This window comes from Trinickia dabaoshanensis (assembly GCF_002879885.1).
Taxonomy (GTDB): Bacteria; Pseudomonadota; Gammaproteobacteria; order Burkholderiales; family Burkholderiaceae; genus Trinickia; species Trinickia dabaoshanensis.
This window is the reverse complement of record NZ_PNYA01000008.1, coordinates 209,090-232,138: the sequence shown is the minus strand read 5'-3', so window position 1 is coordinate 232,138 and position 23,049 is coordinate 209,090. Positions and strand designations below refer to the sequence as shown.

General features: G+C 64.9%; 15 protein-coding genes and 1 pseudogene. 7 read left to right on the top strand and 9 right to left on the bottom strand.

Annotated features, from left to right (window positions below; genetic code table 11):
- Positions 1–255: pseudogene (locus C0Z18_RS32930) on the bottom strand (hypothetical protein); the annotation flags it as partial.
- Between the two features lie 262 nt (positions 256–517).
- Here C0Z18_RS32930 and C0Z18_RS11180 point away from each other — a divergent pair.
- Positions 518–769 carry a hypothetical protein gene (locus C0Z18_RS11180; protein WP_102645474.1) on the top strand — a complete coding sequence of 84 codons (252 nt, stop codon included), beginning with the start codon at positions 518–520 and terminating at the stop codon, positions 767–769.
- 31 nt (positions 770–800) lie between these two features.
- Here the strand turns inward: C0Z18_RS11180 and ppsA are convergent, their stop codons facing one another.
- Both ppsA and C0Z18_RS11170 read right to left on the bottom strand, forming a co-directional pair.
- Positions 801–3,236, bottom strand: coding sequence for a phosphoenolpyruvate synthase (gene ppsA, locus C0Z18_RS11175; protein WP_102645473.1), 2,436 nt, complete (start codon positions 3,234–3,236; stop codon positions 801–803).
- A gap of 1 nt (position 3,237) precedes the next feature.
- Positions 3,238–3,711, bottom strand: a complete 474-nt coding sequence (locus C0Z18_RS11170; RefSeq protein ID WP_102645472.1) for a hypothetical protein — start codon at positions 3,709–3,711, stop codon at positions 3,238–3,240.
- 404 nt (positions 3,712–4,115) lie between these two features.
- On the opposite strand from C0Z18_RS11170, the gene C0Z18_RS11160 reads away from it, so the two are divergent.
- Positions 4,116–4,913 (top strand): ABC transporter substrate-binding protein, encoded by a 798-nt coding sequence (locus C0Z18_RS11160; protein WP_102645470.1) that lies wholly within the window; start codon positions 4,116–4,118, stop codon positions 4,911–4,913.
- A 180-nt stretch (positions 4,914–5,093) separates the two neighbouring features.
- Positions 5,094–6,434, top strand: a complete 1,341-nt coding sequence (locus tag C0Z18_RS11155) for an EAL and HDOD domain-containing protein (RefSeq protein WP_233217271.1) — start codon at positions 5,094–5,096, stop codon at positions 6,432–6,434.
- 42 nt (positions 6,435–6,476) lie between these two features.
- Here C0Z18_RS11155 and C0Z18_RS11150 read toward each other — a convergent pair whose 3' ends face one another.
- Both C0Z18_RS11150 and C0Z18_RS11145 read right to left on the bottom strand, forming a co-directional pair.
- The gene (locus C0Z18_RS11150) at positions 6,477–7,931 is read right to left on the bottom strand and encodes an HDOD domain-containing protein (RefSeq protein ID WP_102645469.1); all 1,455 of its coding nucleotides are present in this window, start codon (positions 7,929–7,931) and stop codon (positions 6,477–6,479) included.
- A 36-nt stretch (positions 7,932–7,967) separates the two neighbouring features.
- Positions 7,968–9,815, bottom strand: coding sequence for a putative bifunctional diguanylate cyclase/phosphodiesterase (locus C0Z18_RS11145; RefSeq protein WP_102645468.1), 1,848 nt, complete (start codon positions 9,813–9,815; stop codon positions 7,968–7,970).
- Between the two features lie 337 nt (positions 9,816–10,152).
- Between C0Z18_RS11145 and C0Z18_RS11140 the strand changes: the two genes are divergently transcribed.
- From C0Z18_RS11140 to C0Z18_RS11125, 4 genes are all read left to right on the top strand, one after another.
- Positions 10,153–11,463 (top strand): EAL and HDOD domain-containing protein, encoded by a 1,311-nt coding sequence (locus tag C0Z18_RS11140; RefSeq protein ID WP_102645467.1) that lies wholly within the window; start codon positions 10,153–10,155, stop codon positions 11,461–11,463.
- A 143-nt stretch (positions 11,464–11,606) separates the two neighbouring features.
- A complete protein-coding gene (locus C0Z18_RS11135; protein ID WP_102645466.1) occupies positions 11,607–12,170 on the top strand; it encodes a peroxiredoxin in 564 nt (187 codons plus the stop codon).
- A gap of 231 nt (positions 12,171–12,401) precedes the next feature.
- Complete coding sequence (locus tag C0Z18_RS11130; protein WP_102645465.1) at positions 12,402–14,603, top strand: hypothetical protein; 2,202 nt, start codon at positions 12,402–12,404, stop codon at positions 14,601–14,603.
- Between the two features lie 134 nt (positions 14,604–14,737).
- Positions 14,738–15,622 carry a DMT family transporter gene (locus tag C0Z18_RS11125; RefSeq protein ID WP_146013993.1) on the top strand — a complete coding sequence of 295 codons (885 nt, stop codon included), beginning with the start codon at positions 14,738–14,740 and terminating at the stop codon, positions 15,620–15,622.
- Here the strand turns inward: C0Z18_RS11125 and C0Z18_RS11120 are convergent.
- From C0Z18_RS11120 to C0Z18_RS11105, 4 genes are all read right to left on the bottom strand, one after another.
- Positions 15,616–16,134, bottom strand: coding sequence for a YMGG-like glycine zipper-containing protein (locus tag C0Z18_RS11120; RefSeq protein ID WP_102645463.1), 519 nt, complete (start codon positions 16,132–16,134; stop codon positions 15,616–15,618). The two genes, C0Z18_RS11125 and C0Z18_RS11120, sit on opposite strands and share 7 nt — an antisense overlap.
- A 4-nt stretch (positions 16,135–16,138) precedes the next feature.
- Positions 16,139–16,534 (bottom strand): hypothetical protein, encoded by a 396-nt coding sequence (locus tag C0Z18_RS11115; RefSeq protein ID WP_102645462.1) that lies wholly within the window; start codon positions 16,532–16,534, stop codon positions 16,139–16,141.
- A gap of 117 nt (positions 16,535–16,651) precedes the next feature.
- Positions 16,652–19,936, bottom strand: a complete 3,285-nt coding sequence (locus tag C0Z18_RS11110) for an efflux RND transporter permease subunit (protein ID WP_102645461.1) — start codon at positions 19,934–19,936, stop codon at positions 16,652–16,654.
- The gene (locus C0Z18_RS11105) at positions 19,933–23,049 is read right to left on the bottom strand and encodes an MdtB/MuxB family multidrug efflux RND transporter permease subunit (RefSeq protein WP_102645460.1); all 3,117 of its coding nucleotides are present in this window, start codon (positions 23,047–23,049) and stop codon (positions 19,933–19,935) included. Before C0Z18_RS11105 ends, C0Z18_RS11110 begins: the two co-directional genes overlap by 4 nt.

Below are 23,049 nucleotides of genomic sequence, written 5' to 3'. Positions count from 1 at the left end.
ACTTTGCTGACCGAATGCGGGATTGCGCGGTCCGTTGCCTTGCATGATGCCCGGCGCCGGCCGGCCTACCCCCGCCGGGGGCGGAGCGACGCCTGGCCCGCCGGGGCCCGCTGCGCCGGGCGCATGGGCGCCGGTATGGGGTCCGACGGCCGATTCGTGTCCGAGCGGCCGCTCGCGCTCTTGAGCGAGCACTGGGGTGGCGCATAGCCCCGCCATGCCGGCGACGACGAGCGCAATCAAGGTATTTGCGGCCATGACATTCTCCCTGCACGACGGTTGCCCTTTCAGCATAGGCGCTGGCGGGAAAAGGCGGTTGACGGCCGTCAACGGGACGAGCGTGCGCCGCTTCATGCGCATCGCGAGCGCTTGTAGTCCGACTCCGACAAGTAGCGGCAACGCTTGACGCGATTCTCGGCGGCCGCTGATTTCGATCCTGGCGGCCGTTGCCGATACTGTATTCAAGGGCGCGGCCGCTGGCATGACCGGGCGCGTCAGGCAACGAGTCAGGAGACGAACGATGGGTGCCGAGAAAATTTCGCTGCGGGCGCTGGTGGACAAGTGGCTTGCGCCGACCCTCGCGTCTCCCGCGCGCGTGCTTCGCACCGGCCGGATGGTCGGCAATCGCGTGCGTTACGTCTGCGTCGAAACGCGTGCGCCGGACGGCGTGCGATCGATTTTTCTGTTTCGCCACGGCGACGGCTCGTGGTGTGTCTTTCCCCCCACCGAAGCGCGCCCGGCGATGTGCTGCGTGAGCGTCCGCGTTCGTTGAGCGCGGTTCGACAATCCCCCACCTTTTAGCGTCACTCGTCGGACGCGGCCCGCCCCGCCTTAGCATCGCGCGACGCGAATCCGGCTTCAGCCTGCGCGACGCGCCGCTTGACCGCGACGAAGCTATCGGGCGTCACCGAAATCGAATCGATGCCGCATTCGACGAGAAATTGCGCGAACGCCGGCCGGTCGCTCGGCGCTTGCCCGCATAGGCCGACTTTGGCCCCCGCGCGATGCGCCGACTCGATCACGCGCGCGATCATCCATTTGACCGCATCGTCTTCTTCGTCGAACAGCGCGGCGAGCTCGGCGGAGTCGCGGTCCACGCCGAGCGTCAGTTGCGTGAGGTCGTTGCTGCCGATCGAAAAGCCGTCGAAACGCTGCGCGAACGCGTGCGCCAAGATCACGTTCGACGGTATCTCGCACATGACGTAGACCTGCAAGCCATGCTCGCCGCGGACGAGCCCGTGCTCGGCCATCACCGCGAGCACGCGGTCGGCTTCTTTCGGCGAGCGGCAAAACGGCACCATGACGATGACGTTCGCGAAGCCGAGCTCGCTTCGGAGGCGATCGATCGCGCGGCATTCGAGCGCGAAGCCGTCGCGATAGCGCGGCGAATCGTAGCGCGAGGCACCGCGAAAACCGAGCATCGGATTTTCTTCGTGCGGTTCGAACGCGGCGCCTCCGATCAGATTGGCGTACTCGTTCGTCTTGAAGTCGCTCAGGCGCACGATGACCGGATGCGGATACTGGACGGCGGCGATGCGTGCGAGTCCGCGCGCGAGCCGATCGACGAAATATTCGGTCCGATCGGCATAACCGGCTGTGAGCGCGGCGATCGTGCGCTTGGTTTCGTCCTCCGGCAGCGAGTCGTAGCGTGCGAGAGCCATCGGGTGGATCTTGATCGCATTGCCGACGACGAACTCCATGCGTGCAAGCCCCACACCGTCGGCCGGCAAGCGCCACCAGCGCAGTGCCGCCGCTGGGTTGGCCAGATTGAGCATGACTTGCGTGCGCGTTGGCGCGAGCGCGGTAAAGTCGATCGATTCGACCTCGAACTGCGCGCGTCCCGCGTAGACGAAGCCGTCGCTGCCTTGCGCGCATGAAACGGTGATCTCTTGCTGGTCGTGGAGCAGGTGCGTCGCGTTCGCCGTGCCGACGATCGCGGGCAGTCCGAGCTCGCGACTCACGATCGCGGCATGCGAGGTGCGCCCGCCATGGTCGGTGACGATCGCGCCGGCGCGCCGCATGAGCGGCACCCAGTCGGGGTCCGTGTTGTGCGTGACGAGAATCGCCCCATCGACGAAGCGCTCGGCTTCGCGCGGATGCTCGATCACGCAGACGAGTCCTGTTGCGATCGCCTCGCCCACGGCCACCCCCGTCAGCAGGAGCGGGCCTGCTTGCGTCAAACGGTAGGTCTTGATCGCGCTGGCTTCACGCCGCGATTGCACGGTCTCGGGGCGAGCTTGCACGATGAAGATTTCGCCGCTTGCACCGTCTTTCGCCCATTCCATATCCATCGGGCAGCCGTAATGTTTTTCGATCGCGCATGCCGAGCGCGCGAGCGAGAGAATCTCGCCGTCGTCGAGCACGTAGCGCGCGCGTTCGGCTTTGGAGGTCGGTACGTTTTTCGTCGTGCGTTCGCCTTCGTTCGCGTAGACCATTTTTTGCGCCTTGGCGCCGAGCTTCTTCTCGATGATCGGGCGCAACGCGCGATCGTGCAGCAGCGGTTTGAAGACCTCGTATTCGTCGGGATCGACGGCGCCTTGCACGACGTTTTCCCCGAGTCCCCATGACGCATCGACGACGACGATTTTGTCGCAGCCCGTTTCGGTGTCGATCGAGAACATCACGCCGGCCGCGCCCAGATCGGAGCGGACCATGCGTTGCACGCCGATCGAGAGCGCCACGTGCGTGTGATCGAACTGCTTGGCCTCGCGATAGCTGATCGCGCGGTCGGTGAACAGCGAGGCGTAGCAGCGACGGCAGGCGGTGAGCAGCGCACGCTCGCCGCGGACATGCAAGAACGTTTCCTGCTGGCCGGCGAAGCTGGCGTCGGGCAAGTCCTCGGCCGTCGCGCTCGAGCGGACGGCGACATCGACCTCGCTTTCTCCGATTTGCTCGGACAGTCGCCGATACGCATCCGCGATCGCCATGGAAAGCGCCTCGGGCCATTCGCCTTGCGTGATGCCGCGGCGGATCGTCTCGCCGGCCTGCGCGAGCGTGAGCTTGCCGGCCGCGTAAGCGCCGAGCGTGGACGCAATCGAATCGCGCAACGCGTTGGCGTCGATGAAACGCCAGTAGACATCGGCGGTCGTGGCGAAGCCGGGCGGCACGCTGACGCCTTCGCTAGATAGCGTCGCCACCATTTCCCCGAGCGACGCGTTCTTGCCGCCGACGCGCGCGACGTCGGTGCGGCGGATCTCGTCGAACCACAGGATGGCCGGGGCGTTCGTGAGCGCTTCCATTTCAGATGCTGATGTAGCCTTCGAACGTCCACGGCAGACGCAGCCGCGATGCGGCGCCCGCCGCTTCGGTCAACTCGAACGCCGTGCCGAAAAAACCGGGGCTGCCGTCTTTGGCGAAGACCGGGATGAACGAAAAGACGTCGTTGATGGAGACGAGGAACTCGGGGTTGAACGGCGAGGGGGCATAGATCGCGACGCGGCTGAAAAACGGCGGGCACGGCGCGTTGGGCGGCAAGCCGATTGCGTGCGTTGCCAGCACGCCTTTCGTTTCGTAACGCGCGGGCACCGTGTAGGTGTGGCCCCCATGCTCGAGCGTTTCCCCGGGGCTGAAGACGAGTTCGGCGCCCGGATACGGCAGCGCGTAGAGCGGCTGCGTGACGGGCCCGTCGGGGCCGATCGCGAGCGGCGGATGAGCCGACAGCGACAACGTGAGCGGGGTGGTGCGTTGCGCGAAATATTCGGCTAGCCAGTTCATGATCGTGCGTCTCCGCCATGCGATATGCCGATGCGCCGCGACGGCGGCGACCGCTTATGCACACCGATTGTGGCGAGCGCGCGGCCGCGGCCGTTGACATGCATCAAAAGCGGTTCGTGCGCATGCGCCGGCGATGCCCGGCAGCGCCGAGGCTCGGCCGACTTGCCGCCGCGCGACACGCAATTGCGATTTTTCCGCGAGCGCGCGCCGCTCGGATTCGCCGCTGCCCGCCGGCATCGCGTGCCGATCTGCGCGCGTCGTGGCGCGCGATACCCGTACAATGCCGGTCCCATCCGCCTTGTGCGCTGCATCAACGGCGCGGCGGGTATTTGAACGGCAATTTTGGCGCGGCGACGATGCGCGCCAGGTTCCCCCCGGTATCAACTCTGTCTAGGATCTACCTGATGAAATTGAACTTGCGCAAGAAGGTGTCGCTCGCACTCATCGCGGCGACGGCAGTGGCTGCGGCCGGCAGCGTATCCGCGGCGGATCTGAAGCAGTTGCGCTTCGGCGTCGAAGCATCGTATGCGCCGTTCGAGTCCAAGAGCGCCTCGGGACAACTGCAAGGCTTCGACATCGACGTCGGCAACGCGGTCTGCGCGAAGCTGAACGTCAAATGCGTTTGGGTCGAAAACGACTTCGACGGCCTGATTCCCGCTCTGCAAGCGCGCAAGTTCGACGCGATCAACTCGGACATGACGATCACCGATCAGCGCAAGCAGGCGATCGACTTCACCGATCCGATCTACACCATCCCGAATCAGTTGATCGCCAAGAAGGGCAGCGGCCTGCAACCGAGCGCCGCCTCGCTCAAGGGCAAGCACGTGGGTGTGCTGCAAGGCACGATCCAAGAAACCTATGCAAAGGCCAAGTGGGCGCCGGCCGGCATCGACGTCGTCTCCTACCAAACCCAAGACCAGGTCTATGCCGACCTCGCCTCGGGCCGGCTCGACGCCGCTTTCCAAGATTCCGAGGCGGCTTCGAAAGGGTTTTTGAAGCGCCCTCAAGGCGCCGGCTTCGACTATGCGGGCCCGACGGTGTCCGACGACAAGTTGCTCGGCTCGGGCGTGGGCTACGGCGTGCGCAAGGGCGATAAAGCATTGCTCGCCCAATTGAACGGCGCGCTCAAGGCGCTCAAGGCCGACGGCACGATCGACAAGATCGCCGCGAAGTATTTCGACGTCAAAGTGGTCCTGAAGTAACGCATCGCCGGATGGCGGCGCACACCGTGCGCGGTGCGGTAAAAACCGCGCCGCGCATGGTGCCGAGCCTCGATTTTCGGTCACGGCTTTACGGTTATAATCGCCCGAACTTGCGCGCACAGACGACGTCGAGACCAGCGTCGCGCCGCTAAATCGTAAGAAAAAGAAAGGAGAGGGGCGATGGGGACGATGACCGACTCGGCGCAGCGCCCGGCGGGTGCCGAAGTCCAATCGGATTCGGCCCGTGCCGGCCATGTGAGGTATCCCGCGAGGGCGCCGCTCCTCGATGCAGACGGTTTGCTGCGCGGCTTCGAGTTGCATCTGCGCCAGTTGCCGGTGGACGCCGGCGACGAACCCGATATCCGCAAGGCGACCGATGCCGCCGCCGCGCATCTACTCGACGCACTTGGCGCAAGCGATGTACGGACCGCGCTGTCGGGGCACCCGGGCTATCTGAATCTCAGCCGTCCGCTGCTTTTCTCCGATGCGATCGCGCGGCTGGCCCCCGACCGTTTTTTCCTCGAAATATCGCCCGACTTGGCCGTCGATTCGGAACTGATCGCGCGCCTGGTCACGCTGCATGCGAGGCGCTATCGATTCGTGATCGACGACTTGCGCAAACCCGACGAGGCTTTCGCGAAGCTGCTGCCTTACGCCTATGCGATCAAAATCGACCCGGCGCACTTCGATCCCGACATGTTGCAGCGGCTCGCGAAGGCGCTGAAGTCGGCAGGCAAGCTCTTGATCGCGCTGAACATCGAGACGCACGAGGCCTTCGAACAGGCCAAAGCGCTGCACTTCGATTTGTTCCAAGGTTACTTCTTCGCGCGCGGCTGCAAACAGAGCGGGCGCCGTGTGAACGCGCCGCGTCAGGCGCTGCTCAATTTGCTGCGTCTGCTTTCGTCCGATCCGAGCGTCGCGCAGCTCGAAGCGGAACTCAAGCTCAATCCCGTTCTCGTCATGCATCTGATGCGTCTCGCCAATTCGGGCGAGGCCAGCATCGGCCGCAAAGTCGCCACGCTGCGCGACGCGATCAACGCAACGGGTACGAATCGCATCGCGCGTTGGACGCAGTTGCTGCTCTACGCGGACGGCCGCAAGGTGCCGCTCGAGCACGACCCGCTCGTCCAGCTCGCGGCCACGCGCGCGCGGTTCATGGAACTGGCCTCGGCGCGGCTCGCGCATGCCAACCGTAAGGTGGTGGACGGCGCCTTTCTGACCGGGGTGTTCTCGCTCGTCGATGCCGTGTTCGGCGATACGCTCGAAAACACGCTCGAGGCGCTGACGCTCGCCAGCCATATTCGCGCGGCGATCCTGCGGCGCGAAGGGCAGCTCGGCACGCTGCTCGGCGCCATCGAGGCGTTGGAGCGCGGCGATTGGGACGGGCTCGATCGAGCGAGCGCGGCGCTCGCGCCGCTTGATTCGTGCGAGCTCGCCCAGATCGCGATCACGGCGGCGGCATGGGCCAGCACGGCCGATCAAAGCAAGGAAAACGAGGGGCTCGAGCGGATCGAGGAGTAAGCCGGGCGAGGCGGTCAGCCCCGCGGCGGCGGGCAGGTCACCTCAAAGCGTTTCGAGTTCGCGCGCGGGTGCGTGCGCGAAGAAGCGCCCCAATTCGCGTGCCAGTTCGTTGAGCGCGCTCATCTGCGTTTGCGACACCTTGCGCGTCTCTTGCGAGAGCGACCAGTCGCCATAGAGCAGCGCGACCGTCGATTGATGGGCGGTGACTGGCAGCAGCACGAACGAGCGCGCATCGTCGAACGCGTTGCGATACCAGATCGGCAAGCGCGCCATCATCTTCGGATCGCGCGCATTCTCGATGAAGATCCCGACCGAATTGGCGATCGCGAGGTGAAAGACGTCGGGCTCGAACGCTTCCTTGAAAAACAGCGAGGGCAGGGCGCGCTCCACGTCGCGGCCGAAGCCGAGCCGAGCCTTGTAAAAGCCCGAGCCTTGGCGCACGAATACGACCGTGCGCGTAAAGTTCAACCCCGCCAATACCGTTTCCGAGGCCAGCGCCAGCACGGGCGCCAGCGCGTTTTCGGAGGGCAGGGCGCGTAGATCTTCGAGGCCGGCGGCGATGCGCGCTTCGGCATTGACGCTTGCGCGGGCGATGGCATCGGCGTTGGCGCGCAGCTCGTCGATTTCGCGCATGAAGCCTTCGCCGGCTTCCTCGCGTGCGAGCGAGACGGTCATCTGCGCGAGCTCTTCGGGCTCACTGCCGAGCGCCCGGCCATAGCGCCGCGCCAATTCGGCGATCTGCGCTTCGCGCGCGTGCTCGGCCACGTCGGCGGCGCTCAGCACGCCGGCTACTTCGGTCGAGAAATTGGTGACGGCGCGCAGCCAATGAATCTGCGGCGGCTCCTTGGCATCGGGCTCGTACGTGCCCATGCCGGCGCGGATCATATCGGGCAGACGCCAGCGCGTGGCCGCCTCTTGTCCGAGCTCCTCGAAGCTCACGCCGAGCACGGCGGCGCAGGCTTCGCTCTCGTCGAGGTTTCCGGCGCTCGCCTTCTGCCGAATCTGTTCCCATTCGGTCTCGAGATAGAAGACGACGAGCAGCTTGCCGACCTGCCGCATCAGCGTGCAGACGACGGCTTCCTCGCCCTCGCGCAAATCGCCCTGCTCGGTGAGCTTGCGGGCCACGCAACCCGAGAGCATCGTGCGATTCAGTTCGAGCTTGGCGTCGATGCGGTGCGGCGCGCTGTGATGGAAGTGGTCGACGAGCTTGAGGCCGACGACGAGGTGGCCGACGGCGTCCATCCCGAGCACCATCAACGCGCGCGTAACGGTCGTGATGTTGCCGCCGAACGCCATGTACATGGCCGAGTTGGCGAGCCGCAGCACCTTTTGCGTGAGCGCGAAGTCCGACAACACGACTTGCACGAGTGCCGTGAAATCGAGGTCGTCGTTCGTCATGGCCGCCATCGTCGTGCGCAGCGATTGCGACAGCATCGGGAAGTCGCCGCGTTCGCTCATGCGCGCCCACAGCTTATCGAGCAGCGCCGCCTTTACCATGTGAATCTCGTTCGAACCATACGGATATCTGTTTATCTATGCCGCGGCGGCGCTCGCCGCCTCGTGCAAATGAAGCACACGGTCCTCGAAGCGTTTGGCCAGCTCGTCGGACGGCAATGCCTTGCACACCAGCCAGCCCTGAATGTGATCGCAGCCCATCGATGTCAGTAACTCGCGCTGCGCCTCGGTTTCGACTCCCTCGGCGACGAGTTCGAGCTCCAGCGTCTGCGCGAGTCCGACCACCGCGGACACGATCGCGCGATCGTTGCGAGAGGTTAGCAGGTTCTCGACGAAGCTGCGGTCGATCTTCAGTTTCGCGAGGGGAAAACGTTGCAGATATGCCAGCGACGAGTAACCGGTACCGAAATCGTCCACCGCGAAGCGGATGCCGATCGTCGTCAAGTCCTCGAGCAGCACCTTCGCATGGGCCGGGTCCTGCATCAGCAGCGACTCGGTGATCTCGAACACGAGCCGGCTCGGGTCAACGCCCGTGAGCGCCAGCGCGTCGCGCACGTTTTGCGTGAAGCGAGGGTCGCGAAACTGCTGCGGCGAGACGTTGACGGCCACGTATTGCAGGACGATGCCCTGTGCGTCCCACTGCATCAATTGCATGCAGGCGATTTTCAGGACCCAATTGCCGAGGTAGTTGATGAGGCCGATCGATTCGGCGAGCGGGATGAACGTCGAGGGCGGAACGAATCCGTGCACGGGGTGGTGCCAGCGGATCAGCGCCTCCACCCCGACGACGCCGCGGCTATGGCTGCTCGTGATCGGCTGGAAATGCAGCGAAAACTCGCCGTTGCGCACGCCGTCGTAGAGGTCGGCTTCGAGTTTGAGGCGCTCCGCGTCGGCCGGGTCGGCATGCGCCGTGTGAAACGCGAGGGTGTTGCTGCCCGACGCCTTGGCCTGCGACAGCGCCTGGTCGGCGCGGCGCAGCAGTTGGTCGTAATAGCCGGACGCGTCGCTGTCGTGCGCCGGATCGGGGTAGAGCGCCACGCCCACGCTGGCCGACAGGTGGACCGGCTGGCCGTCCACCGCGTAGGGCTGCTGGACCGCCGTCATGAAGCGCCGGCCGAGCGCCTCGGCTTGCTGTGCGGCCAATTCGCGCGTGCCCGCGCGCACGAGAATCGCGAATTCGTCGCTCGTCACGCGGGCGAGCGTTTCGTCGGCGCTGACGAGCGCTTCGAGCCGCCGGGCGGTCTCGCGCAGCAACTGGTCGCCGGCATCGTAGCCGAGCGCACGGTTCACGCGTTGGTAGTCGTCGAGATCGACCAGCAGCAGGGCCGCTCCCGTGCCGTCCGCGTCGGCCTGCTCCTGCGCGCGTTTGACCGCGCCGGCGAGCGCGAGCGCATTCGCCAAGCCCGTCATGCGATCGCTGTGCAGCTCGTAGGTGAGCCGCTCCTCGGTGGCGCGCCACGCCGAGACGTCGAACGCGCTGATCGCGAAGCCCGCCGCGCCGGCATGGGGGCTGGCGACGACCCGCAGTTCCACCGCGATCGGGTACGTCAGCGATTTCATCAGGTGCAACGTGGCGCGTTCGACCCGGCCGCTTTCGGCGGCCCGGGCGATCAGGGAATCCAGCGCCTGGGTCTCGCCGCTGGGTACGAGTTCATGCAACGTGACCGTTTGCAGGTACTCGCGCCGATAGCCGATGAACCGAAGGCTCGCGTCCGACACGTACAGAAAGCGCAACTGTTTGTCCACGTGCGCCAAAAAATCGACCGCACCCAGGGTTTTTTCGAGTTGCAACGTCAGTGCGCCGTGTTCGCCGCCGAAATCGAAGGCGTCTGGGTGCGCGCGGACCCTACCTGCGCGTCCGCGCAACAGGTCGAGCGCCGCGCGCCAAGCGCTGCGGCGCGACGCGCCGGTTGATTTTGCTTCCATTCGTTCTCGCTGGCGACTGAAGTCGATCGGGCAGAGGGCGCTAAGCGGCTCGCCATACCTCCTATCAGGACTCAATATCGGCCGCGCGTAAGAATTCTTTAGGGTCGATGTGCCTATTTCGAGCAAAACTCGACTCGGGATTGGTCCCGACATGCTTTCGAGGCATATTTTGTGGACAATGGGGCCGTGCCCGGGAAAGGGGGCGGCCTGTCCGGCCCCGTCCCTGGCTGCGGGCGGCGCACGGAGGCGGGGCGTGCCTAGTCCCGCTTGCAAGACGTTTCGGCGGCCTCGGCCGCACGCGACGCGCTCGTCTGTTCTACACCAAGCTGAAAGAGTTATGGCCAAAATCTCGATTGTCCGCACGGATGCGCCGCCCGTTTGCGAAGCACGCGCCGAATGCGAAATCGACTGTCTCTACCTCGGACGTCAACCGATCGTCGCCCGGGACGGAGCACTCGAGGCCTATGAGCTCTTGTTTCGCGAGAGCGAGGTGAACCGCGCCTTCATCTGCAACGATGCGCGAGCCACGGCGCGCGTGGTCGTCAACACGATGTGCAGCATGGGCGTCGCCGCGACGCTCGGACCGCATCGCGGCTACGTGAACATGTGCCGCGAGATGCTGTTCGACGACGCGGTCATGCTACTGCCGCCCGAACGCTTCATCCTCGAAGTGCTCGAAACGGTATGCGTCGATCCGCCGCTCATCGAGCGCATCGACAGACTGCGCCGAACCGGCTTCAAGGTCGCGCTGGACGATATCAGCGACTTGTCGGACGCGCTGATCGCGCTATTGCCGCACGTCGATATCGTCAAGGTCGATCTGCTGTCGGCCGATCGCGAGCGGTTACCGGCCCTCGCCGAGGCAGTGAAAGCGCATGGTAAGACGCTGATCGCCGAAAAGGTGGAGACGCGCGACGATTTCGCGCTCGCCCAAGCGCTGGGTTTCGATTTGTTCCAAGGGTATTTCTTCGCGCGCCCGCAGGTGCTCTCGACGCGCCGCGGCGACCCGTCGCGGCAGTCGTTGCTGCGCATGCTCGCGTTGATCGCGTCGGAGGCGCCCTTAAGCGGACTCGAGCAGGAATTGAAGCGCAGCCCCGACGTCGTCATGCAGCTATTGCGCCTCGTGAATTCAAGCGCCTACGGATTGGGGCGCCGAATCGGCTCGGTGCGCGAAGCGATTCTCGCGGCCGGCACGCGGCAAATCGCCCGCTGGGCGCAACTGCTGCTATACGCATCGAACGGCGAGTTGTCGTGGCGCTCCGATCCGCTGGCGCAGCTCGTCGGCGCCCGCTCGCGCTTCATGGAACTGGCCGCGGCGCGGGTTCGGCCCGATAGCGAGCGTTTCGGCGATTGCGCGTTCATGACGGGGGTATTTTCGCTCGTGCACGTGCTGCTCGGCGACGCCGCGCCGAACACGTCGCTGGTCCAGATCGGGCTCGTCCCGGAGATCAGCGACGCCATCGTGCATCGCGCGGGATTGCTCGGCGCCATGCTCACGATCGCGGAAGCGGTGGAGCGCGGGGAGCACGAGCGGGCGGCCCGCGAACTCTCGCGGGTGCATCCGGAACTCGCCGCGCTCACGTCCTCGACGTTCGCCGAAATCAATCTCGAGGCCGCGATGTGGACGCACGCGCACGAGGCGGCGTGAGCCGGGCGGTTGCCGGCAGCAAACGCGCAGCCATGGTTCAATAGGGCGCGTGCGCGGTGGACGCCCCGGCGGGCGCCCACCGCGCCATGCGACCCGCGCAAACGTTCGTTTGCGTGCGCCAACCCTTGAACCGAGGAATCGTGATGAAGCGAAGCATCCACCGCGCCGCGTGCGCGGCCATACTTGGCGCTGTCCTCGCCGTCTGTTCTTTCGATGCGTCGGCGGTACTCAAGGTGGGCGATAAAGCGCCCGCTTTCACGACCGAGGCCTCCCTCGGCGGCAACGCCTATTCGTATTCGCTTGCCGACGCCCTGAAAAAAGGCCCCGTCGTACTCTATTTCTATCCGGCCGCGTTCACGAAGGGATGCACGATCGAGGCGCACGAGTTCGCCGATGCCGTCGATGAATACAAACGCTACGGTGCGACCGTGATCGGCGTATCGCACGACGATATCGGCACGCTCAAGAAGTTCTCGGTCAGCGAGTGCCGCAGCAAATTCCCTGTGGCGGCCGATCCGAAACGGCACATCATCGATGCCTACGATGCGGCGATGCCGCTCGTGAGAACGATGGCGAACCGTGTGTCGTACGTGATCGCGCCGGACGGCACGATCATTTACGAATACACGAGCCTATCGCCCGACGAGCATGTGAAGAACACGATGAGCGCCGTCGAGGAGTGGGCGAAACAGCATCCGCGGCAATAGCCGCGCGAGTGGTCCTCCCTCGCCCGCGTTTGACCCGCGGCGCGGGGCCGCGTCCGCAAGCGCCTTCTTGCGGCCCTGCCGTTTGGTGACGAGCCTCTACGATTTCGATACGGCGCAGCGCATACAAAGCACGACAATCGAAGCGTTGCGTCACGTTGAAAACGAGAGAGTTCGGCGGCCCGCCGGCGCGCGCCATGCGCCGAGCGGCACGGCTGCCGGGGAGGGGACGGCATGTTCGATCGACAGCGGCGGCCGGCGCGTGGGCATCTCGCCCTTCGCGCGGCCGGCTTATCGGCGTTGGCGGGGTTGTTCATTTCGCTCGTATCGCTCGCCGGTTGCGGCGAGGCGGCGGTAGCGGCCCGCGCGCAAGGCGTGGATGCGCCGCCGCGTATCGAGGCCTTGAAGAGCCAGGAACTCGAGCGCGAGCGTCAAGTGCGGCTGCGTATCCCGTCGGCGAGCGCCATGTCGCTTACGCGCACGCGCGAGGCGACGCTGCGCGATTCCGGAATCGGCGCGACGATGCTGTTCGCGCGCGACGTCGACTTCAGGGTGACGGGCCAGTTGGGGTTCGTCATTCACTCGATGGCGGCCACGATGACGCCGACGCGCGCGGGCGAGCCGATCGTCTTCGACGATCCGACGAGCGTCGCGATCGATGTGCATCGCGGCGAAGTCACGCTCGACGCCGATCGCTTGACCGCCGTTTTCGGACAGTACCTATTCGACTATGCGGGTGCGCCGCTTCGCGATCTGCGCGTGACCCCCGCCGCCGGCGAGTTGCGCGTGGCGGGGAGGATGTGGCGCGGCGCATGGGTGCCGTTCGCGCTGGCGGGCCAACTGACGCTCGGCTCGCCGCGCACGCTCGTGTTCCATGCGACGCGCGTGAACGTCGCGGGCGTCGAGGCAGACCGGCTCATGCACGCGGCCCATGTGCGGATGGCCGACTTATTGACGGTCGATACGCCGATCGCGCGCCTGTCCGGCAACGATATCGTCATGCGCGCGGCGCGCCTCATGCCGCCGCCGGTGCTATCGATGACGATCGTCGGCGTGAAGGTCTCGCCTGAAGGTGTCACGCTGACGCTCGACGACGGCACGCTCAAGACGATCGAATGGCCCGCCCGTACGCCCGCACGCGGCATGCTGCTCGTCGGCGGCGACGTGAAGTTCATGCGTTCGATGCCGATGAACCTCGATCTCGCGTTGCATCCGCTCGATGAGCAGGCTCCGTTCGTATTCGATCTATATCGCTACCGCGACCAACTCTCCGCGGGATACATGACCTTTCGGCCCGACGGCGCGCTGGACGTCTTCGTCCCGTCCGCTGCCGCGCCCGTGGCGGTGTCGCCGGGCTCGGCCTCGGCGCGCTACAACGATACGTTTTTGCGTGCGCAGCAACATGCGCTCGAGACGGCTAGGCAGACGTGGCGCACCGTGCCCGGCAACGGCAACGAGCCGCGCGAAATGGTTGCGGGTGCAACGATGACGGAGCCGCGCGCAACCGGCGAGAAGAACGCGATCGCCCCGGACCGCCTGCGCGCGTCATGGCCCGCGCCGAGCATCGCGACGCCGGGGACCGAGCGGGCCTCGCACGGCGCGCCGACTTGCGCGCATTTGTCCAACGTCGACTTTTTCGTTACCGGAGGGATCGGCTTTCACGTCCGTTCGCTCGACGTTCAGATGGTGCCGAAGCAGCCGGGCGATCCGGTCGACCTCGACGATCCGAATCAATACGAGATCAGAATCGTCGGCGGCGAGGTGCTCGAACCGTGGCCCGCGATGGCCGCGCTATTCAACGACTATCTGCTCGACTACTCCCCGCGCTCGCTCAATGCGCTTTCGCTGACTGCGCATGACGGCGTGCTCGACGTAACCGGTGGCGTCAAGCTTTGGAATCGCGTGCCGGGCGTTTGGATGCCCTTGTCGATGACGGGCACGATCGAGGTGCTCGACGCGCGGCATCTGGCCTATGCGCCGAATCGCGTGTCCGTGCTGGGTGTGCCCCAGGCCGGGCTACTGCGTGCTTTGCATATCCCGCTGGCTTCGCTCACGCCGCTCGAGCGCAAGGGCGCGAAGTTGACAGGCGATCGGCTGGTCTTCGATCAGTACACGGTCTTTCCGCCGCCGCTGCTCGCCGGGCGCTTGGAGAGCGCCGAGGTGACCGACGCAGGGCTCGTGTTGAAGTTCGCGCGCGAGGCGGGCGCCGAGCTGGCGCATCCGCCCGCTCATGCGAAAGGCAGCTACGTCTGGATCGAAGGGGGTGACGTGAAAATGTTCGATGCGCTCGCCGTCAATGCGCGAACGTTGATCCACGACGACAGCCGCGAGACCATGCGATTCGATCTATACGATTATCGGCGCGACGTCGCGCGCGGACGGGTCCGGATGCGAGCCGACGGCACGTTGGATGTTTCGCTCGGGGCCGAGCGGTAGCGTGCGGGAGCGACACGTTATGGAAGCCGTAACGGCTTATTCCTCCCAATTCTGATAGTTAGTGAATCGGGTATTCCATGCGATAGTGCCCCTCTCATTGCATTCGACAGGGTCGACTTTCGAGGTATGGGCCGATGAGCACCGCGTTACGTTCCGTTAGGCCCGAGATCGCCGCCTCGATCGCGCTTTGCCCGATCAGCTTGGCCGCCATGGGCATGCTGATCAAAGCGGCCAGCGGCGTACCGGAATCCGTGCTGTTGCTCGCGCGCTTCGGCGTACCTGCCGTGATCTACTGGGGCTTGCTTGGCTTCAAGCGCTATCGCTTTAGAAACATCAGGCCGCACAAGCATCTATTGCGAGCCGGGCTCGGCTTCTTATCCGTCTCGAGTTTGTTCGCTGCCATCGCCCGCATTCCATTATCGACGGCGTTGTGCCTGTCCTATACGTTGCCCTTCTTCGCCTATGCGATCGGGGTGGCTACGCGGCGAGATCGGCTGGACGCAAGAGCATTGTTCGTCATCGGCGCGCTGATCGGCGTTGCATGCATGGTCGATCCGAGCGCGCATGCCGACGTGGCCGGGATCGCATACGGGCTCGCCTCCGCGCTGTTCGGGGCGATCGCGCTGTATGAAATCAAACGTGTCGCGCGATCCGAGGATTCCGATGCGGTGCTCCTCATGTATTTCACGATCTCGACGATCGGGTTGGCGCTATACGTCCTCTTGTTCGATGCGAGTGTCCTGAAGAGGGCGCACGCTATGCCTTGGCCGATGCTGACCCTGATCGGGGTGTGCGGACTGCTCTATCAAATCGGACTCGTGACTTCGCTCAAGGCAGTGTCCGTATCGCTCGTCTCGATGTTTCTACTGCTTTCGGTTGCGATCAGCTTCCTCGGCGATCGGCTCTTGTTCGCGTCCGCATTCACTCTCATCGGGACCGTGGGTCTTCTGATCCTGGCCGCCAGCATCTTGTGCTTCCAATACTTCGAAACCGCTAAACGACGGCACTCGATTCAATAACCGGGCGGCGGCGGAGGGGGCGGCGTGTAATACCGTCGCGTTCCATAGCCATTGTCGTAGCCCGCCGGCATCGGCACACGCTCGCCGGCCGCATACATGCATTGAACGTAGGCGAAGTCGTAGCGTCGCTGGATGTCGTATGCCGAGCCTTGCGCGGTGCCCATCCCGATCGCGCTCCCCGTCAACAGGCCCGCGCCCGCTCCGACGGCCGCGCCGCGCCCGCCGCCGAACGCCGCACCCGCGGCCGCGCCCACCGCGGTGCCGAGCGCCGCGCTGCCGACACCGGCCGTCGTAGCCCCCTGGTTCGCGCTGACGCCGCCCACTTGGCCGAGCGCGTATTGCCGGCAGTTGTAGTCGTCGGCTCGGAATTGGTCGAAGGTTTTGCCGGTGCCGGGCAGTGCCATGACGCTCGGCCCGGTCGGCATGACGGTGCAGGCACCGAGGCCCGCGAGTGCCGCGAGCGGCAACCATTTCGCACGCCGCTTGGCATGCACGAGTAGAGAATCGTTCATCGCATCACCGCTTAGGGGCGGGCGGAGTGGCCGGCACCTGGCGCCAGCCGCTCGCGCATTGTTTGACGTACGGGTAGTAAGTTTTCGTCTTGTCGCAGTACCACCAGGTGCCTTGCGGCGGTTCGTCCTGCGTCTCGTCGACGGCGCCCGGCGGCGGACGCTCGATGTAGGTGGTGTCGGGCTGCGCGGGCGTGACGATGACCGGCGGGGGATAGGGCGCGTAATAGTACGGCGAATACGGCACATACGGCGCCGGCACGACAGGCGCCGGGTAGGGGTAGTAGTACGGTCCGGGCACGCCCCAATACATCCCGACGTGCCAACGCGCCGCATCGGCGGCGCCGCTTGCGCCTAGACAGGCTGCGGCCAAGAGTGCGAGTGGAGCGTTGAGGCGTCGCACGATGGGCTCCTTCAGTCTCGAGTGGGTGCGCCGGGCAAGGCCGGCGCCGCATCTACAAGGCTAGGTCATCGCTTGAGCAAGTGCCATAACGGCCCCGGTCACAATTGTTTCAACTGCTTACCTGGCGGGATGCGCGGCGCTGTCGCCCGGGCTGCGGCGCTTTTCCCGCCATACCCTCAGACGATCCATGTACAGGTAGACGACAGGTGTCGTGTAGAGCGTCAGCACCTGGCTCACGAGCAGGCCGCCGACGATGGAGATACCGAGCGGGGAGCGCAACTCGGCACCTTCCCCGCGGCCGAACGCGAGCGGTAGCGCGCCGAGCAGGGCGGCGCACGTCGTCATCATGATCGGCCGAAAGCGCAGCAGGCAGGCGCGGTGAATCGCGTCGAACGAAGACATGCCTTGCCGCGAAGCTTCGATCGCAAAATCGACCATCATGATCGCGTTCTTTTTCACGATGCCGATCAGCAGAATCACCCCGATGAGCGCGATGATGCTGAACTCCGAGTGAAACAGCAGCAGCGCGAGCAGCGCGCCCACACCGGCCGAGGGTAACGTGGAAAGAATCGTGATCGGATGGATGTAGCTTTCGTAGAGCATGCCGAGCACGATATAGACGGCGGCGAGCGCCGCCAAAATCAAGATCGGCATGTCGCTCGTGGACTTCTGGAAGGCCTGCGCCGTGCCCGAGAAGCTGCCGTGCACCGTCGCGGGCATGCCGATTTGCGCGGCCGTCTCGTTGATCGCCCGCGTCGCATCCGACAGCGATTTGCCCACCGGCAAGTTGAACGAGATCGTCGAGGCGACGAACGGGCCCTGGTGGTTGACGGCGATGGGCGTGCTGCCTGGGCCGAACGAGGCGACGGCCGAGAGCGGAATCATCGTCTCCTTCGACGTGGAGACGGCGGAGCCCGTCGATGCGCTCGTCTTGCCGCTCGCGGCAATCGAGTTCGTCGCTAAATTGCGCGCCGAATCGGCCGCGATCGTGGCGGCGCTCGTCGTGCTGGTGCTGCCCTTGGTTACCGCCGTGAACGTGCCGGCCACCGCATTGGTCGATTGCGAACCGCTCGCGCTGCCGCCGGCGGTGCTGATATAGATTTGACTGAGCATCGCCGGGTCTTGCCAATAGCGCGGCGCGACCTCCATGACGACGTGGTATTGATTGAGCGGGTTGTAAATCGTCGAGACTTGCCGTTGGCCGAACGCATCGTACAGCGTGTTGTCGATCTGCGATGGCGTGATCTTCAAGCGCGCGGCACTCTGGCGATTGACCGTCACGAACGCTTCGAGCCCGCCTTGTTGCTGGTCGGAATTGACGTCTGCCAACTCGGGCCGATGCTTGAGCGCCTCGGCGAGCAACGGCGCCCATTTATAGACTTCGGCGCTCGAGTCGCCCAGCAGCGTGTATTGATATTGCGCGTTCGATTGCCGCCCGCCCGCGCGGATGTCTTGCACGGCTTGCAAGAATGTCTGCGCGCCGGCCACTTGCCCGAGCGGCTTGCGCAGTTGCGCGATGACTTGATCGGCCGATGCGCGGCGCACGGTTTTCGGCTTGAGCGTGACGAACATGAAGCCCGAGTTCGTTTGCCGCCCGCCCGTGAACCCGATGACGTTCTCGACGTTCGGATTGTGTTGCACGATCGACATCATCTCGCCGAACTTGACCTTCATCGCTTGGAACGACGTGGATTGATCGGCTTGAATACCGCCCACGAGACGCCCAGTATCCTGCTGCGGGAAAAAGCCCTTCGGCACGACGACGTATAGAAAGAGATTGAGCCCGATGGTCGCAACGAGGATCGCCAGTATCAGCGCCGGGTGCGAGAGCGCCCAGCCGAGCGTGCGCGCATAGCCGCCTTGCAGACGCGCGAACGCGCGCTCGAGACGCCGCGCAAAAGGGCCGTCCTTGGGTCGGTGCGCGCCGTCGGCGAGCAAGCGCGAACACATCATCGGCGTGACCGTGAGCGAAACGGCGAGCGACACGGCGATCGCGAGCGAAAGCGTGACGGCGAACTCGCGAAACAGGCGCCCGATGATGCCGCCCATGAGCAGGATCGGCAAGAACACGGCGACGAGCGAGATGCTGATCGAGGTGACCGTGAAACCGACTTCGCGCGCGCCGAGATAGGCCGCGCGCATGCGCGGCATACCCTCCTCGATATGGCGAGAGATATTTTCCAGTACGACGATCGCATCGTCCACGACGAACCCGGTCGCTACGATCAACGCCATCAACGAGAGATTGTCGATCGAGTAGTTCAACAAGTACATCGCGGCGAACGTGCCGATGATCGAGATCGGCACGGCCACGCTCGGAATCAGCGTCGCGCGCCAATTGCGCAAAAACAGAAAGACGACGGTGACGACGAGCAACACGGCCACGATCAGCGTGCGCTCCGTATCTCTGAGCGATGCGCGGATCGTGGTCGAGCGATCGGCCACGGGGGTGATGTCGATCGCCGCCGGCACCGATGCGCGCAATTGCGGCAGCATCGCCAGCACGCGGTCGATCGTCGCGACGATGTTGGCGCCAGGCTGCCGGTAAAGGATCACGAGCACCGAGCGTTGGCCGTTCAAGAGCCCGAGATTGCGCAGGTCTTCGACTGAGTCTTCCACCTGCGCGACGTCCGACAACTTGATCGCGGCGCCGTTGCGATAGGCGATCACGAGATCCTTGTACTGCGCGGCCGCTCTCGCCTGGTCGTTCGTATAGATCTGAACGCGGTTCGCGCCGAAATCGATCGATCCCTTCGGGCTGTTCGCGTTCGCCGCCGCGAGTGCCGCCCGCACATCCTCGAGTCCGATGCCGTAATGGAACAAGGCCTGCGGCTCGAGCTCCACGCGCACGGCCGGATTGGCCGAGCCGCTCACGTCCACTTCGCCGATGCCCTCCACTTGCGAGAGCGCCTGCTGCAAGACCGTGGATGCGGCGTCGTACAGCTCTCCCGGGCGCTTCGTCTTCGAGGTCAACGAGAGCACGAGGATCGGCGCATCGGCCGGGTTCATCTTGTGGTACGTCGGGTTGCTGCGCAGGCTCGAGGGCAGGTCGGCGCGCGCCGCGTTGATCGCGGCTTGCACGTCCCGCGCGGCGCCGTCGATGTCGCGGTTCAAGCCGAATTGCAGCGTGATACGCGTTTGACCGACACCGCTCATCGACGTCATCTCGGTCACGTCGGCGATCTGCCCGAGGTGGCGCTCGAGCGGGCTCGCGACGCTGGTCGCGACCGTCTCGGGACTCGCGCCGGGCAAGTGGGCTTGGACCGCGATCGTCGGGAAGTCGACTTGCGGCAACGGCGCGACGGGTAGCTTGACGAAGGCGAAGACGCCGGCGAGCGCGATGCCGATCGCGAGCAAGGTCGTGGCGACCGGGCGCGCGATGAAGGGGCGCGACAGATTCATCGCGCCGTCTCCCCAGCGCCGCCAAAGCGTGCGCGCATGCGGCGCGCGAGCGAATCGAAGCCGAGATAGATGACGGGCGTCGTAAAGAGCGTGAGGAGCTGGCTCACCACGAGCCCGCCCGCGATCGCGATCCCGAGCGGATGGCGCAACTCCGAGCCCACGCCCGTGCCGAGCATGAGCGGCAATGCGCCGAGCAGCGCCGCCATCGTCGTCATGAGGATCGGCCTAAAGCGCAGTAGGCAGGCCTGATAGATCGCCTCATGCGCGCTCTTGCCTTGTTCGCGTTCGGCCTCGAGCGCGAAGTCGATCATCATGATGGCGTTCTTTTTCACGATGCCGATCAGGAGCACGATACCGATGATGCCGATGATGTCGAGGTCGTGCCCCGAGACGATCAAGGCGAGCAGGGCGCCCACGCCAGCCGAGGGCAGTGTCGAAAGGATCGTGATCGGGTGGATGAAACTCTCGTACAGCACGCCGAGCACGATATACATCGTGACGATCGCGGCCAGAATGAGGAACAGCTCGTTCGAGAGCGACGCTTGGAACGCGAGCGCTGCGCCTTGGAAGCGGGTTTGAAACGAAGCGGGCAAGCCGACGTCGCGCTCGGCTTGCTCGATCGCTTTTACGGCCGCGCCGAGGGATGCGCCCGGAGCCAGGTTGAACGACACCGTCGTGGAAGGAAACTGGCCGAGATGCGAGACTAGAAGCGGCGCGGGGCGCTCCTTGAACGTCGCGATCGAACTGAGCGGCACTTGTTGGCCCGTGCCCTGCGAGGAGGGCAGGTAAATCGATTTGAGCGCATCCATGTAGTGCTGCATGTTCGGATCGGTTTCGAGAATCACGCGGTACTGATTCGACTGCGTGAAGATCGTCGAGATGATCCGCTGACCGAACGCGTCGTACAACGCGTTGTCGACCGTGGCCGGTGTGATGCCGAAGCGGGCAGCGGTTGCCCGATCGATTTGCACGAACACCGAGCGGCCGCTTTGCTGCAAGTCGGTGGCCACGTCGGCAAGCTCGGGCGCTTGTTTGAGACGCTCGACGAGCTTCGGCACCCACGTGGCGAACTCGTCGGGATTCGGGTCGGTCAGCATGAACTGATACTGCGTCGCGCTGACGGTCGAGTTGATCGTCAAGTCTTGGACGGGCTGCAGATACAGCGTGACACCGGCAACGTCAGCCGTTTCGCTTTCGAGGTCCCGGATGATCTCGGTCGCGCTTTTGGAGCGGTCGCCGTGCGGCTTCAAGTTGATCAGCATGCGGCCGCTGTTCAGCGTGATGTTCGTGCCGTCCACGCCGATGAACGACGTCAGGCTGTCGACGTTCGGGTCCTTGAGGATCGCATCGGCCAACGCCTGCTGGCGGTCGGCCATCGCCGCGTAGGAGATCGACTGCGGGGCCTGCGTGATTGCTTGAATGACGCCGGTGTCTTGCACCGGGAAAAAGCCCTTCGGGATCAGCACATAAAGCAACGCGGTCAGGACGAGCGTCAAGACGGCCACGACGAGCGTCGCGCGCTCGCGCTCGAGTACCCAGCGCAACGCCACCGCATAGCGGGCGATGACCGCGTCGATGACGGCATGCGCCTTGGCCTCGAAACGATGGCTCTCGGGCGGCGGCGTATGTCTGAGCAGCTTGGCGCACATCATCGGCACGAGCGTGAGCGAGACGACGGCGGAAATGACGATCGTCACGGCGAGCGTGATCGCGAATTCGTGAAAGAGGCGGCCCACCACGTCGCCCATGAACAGCAGCGGAATCAGCACGGCGATCAGCGAGACCGTCAGCGAAATGATCGTGAAGCCGATCTGCCGGGAGCCTTTGAGCGCGGCGTCGAGCGCGGTGTCGCCTTGCTCGACGTAGCGGGCGATGTTCTCGATCATGACGATGGCGTCGTCCACGACGAAGCCGGTGGCGATCGTGAGCGCCATCAACGAAAGGTTATCGAGCGAAAAACCGCACAGATACATGACGGCGAGCGTGCCGATCAGCGAGAGCGGCACCGACAAACTCGGGATGATCGTCGCGTAGACGTTCGCGAGAAACAGATACATGACGAGCACGACGAGCACGACCGACATCGCGAGCTCGAACTGCACGTCGCGCACCGAGGCGCGGATCGTCGTCGTGCGGTCGGTGACCACGGCCACGTTGACCGCGGCGGGCAGGGACGCCTGCAACTGCGGCAGTAGCGTCTTGACGCTGTCCACCACTTGGATCACGTTGGCGCCCGGTTGCCTTTGGATGTTCAGCAAGATCGCGGGCTTCACGTTGCCGTTCATGCCGACCCATGCGCCGAGCTTCGTATTCTCGGCGCCGCTTACGATTTTGGCGACGTCGGTCAGCATCACGGGCCGGCCGTTTTTGTACGCGACGATGGCGTCGTTATAGGCTTGGGCGTCGGTGAGCTGATCGTTCGCGTTGATCGTGAAATTACGCGTCGGTCCGTCGAAGTTGCCCTTGGGCGTGTTCACGTTCAGGTTCGCGACGCTCGAGCGCAAATCGTCGAGGTTCAGCCCGTACGAGGCGAGCGCGAGCGGATTGGCCTGAATGCGCACCGCGGGCCGCTGGCCGCCGCTGATGCTCACGAGGCCGACGCCGGCCACCTGCGAGATTTTTTCCGCGAGCCGCGTGTCGGCGAGATCCTCGATGTCGGTCAGCGGCGTGGTGGGCGAGGTGATCGCGAGCGTGAGGATCGGCGCGTCGGCCGGGTTGACCTTGGCGTAGATCGGCGGCGCGGGCAGATCGGCGGGCAGCAGGTTGCCCGCCGCGTTGATCGCGGCCTGGACTTCTTGCTCGGCGATGTCGAGCGGCAGGTCGAGGCTGAATTGCAGCGTGATGACCGATGCGCCCGCCGAGCTTTGCGACGACATTTGATTGAGCGAGGGCATTTGGCCGAACTGCCGCTCGAGCGGCGCGGTGACCGCCGAGGTCATGACTTCCGGGCTCGCGCCGGGGTAGAACGTTTGGACTTGGATGGTCGGATAGTCGACCTCGGGCAACGCCGAGATCGGCAGAAAGCGCAGCGCGACGAGGCCGACCAGCATAATGGCCGCCATCAGCAGGGCGGTGCCGACGGGGCGCAGGATAAAGGCGCGAGACGGATTCAT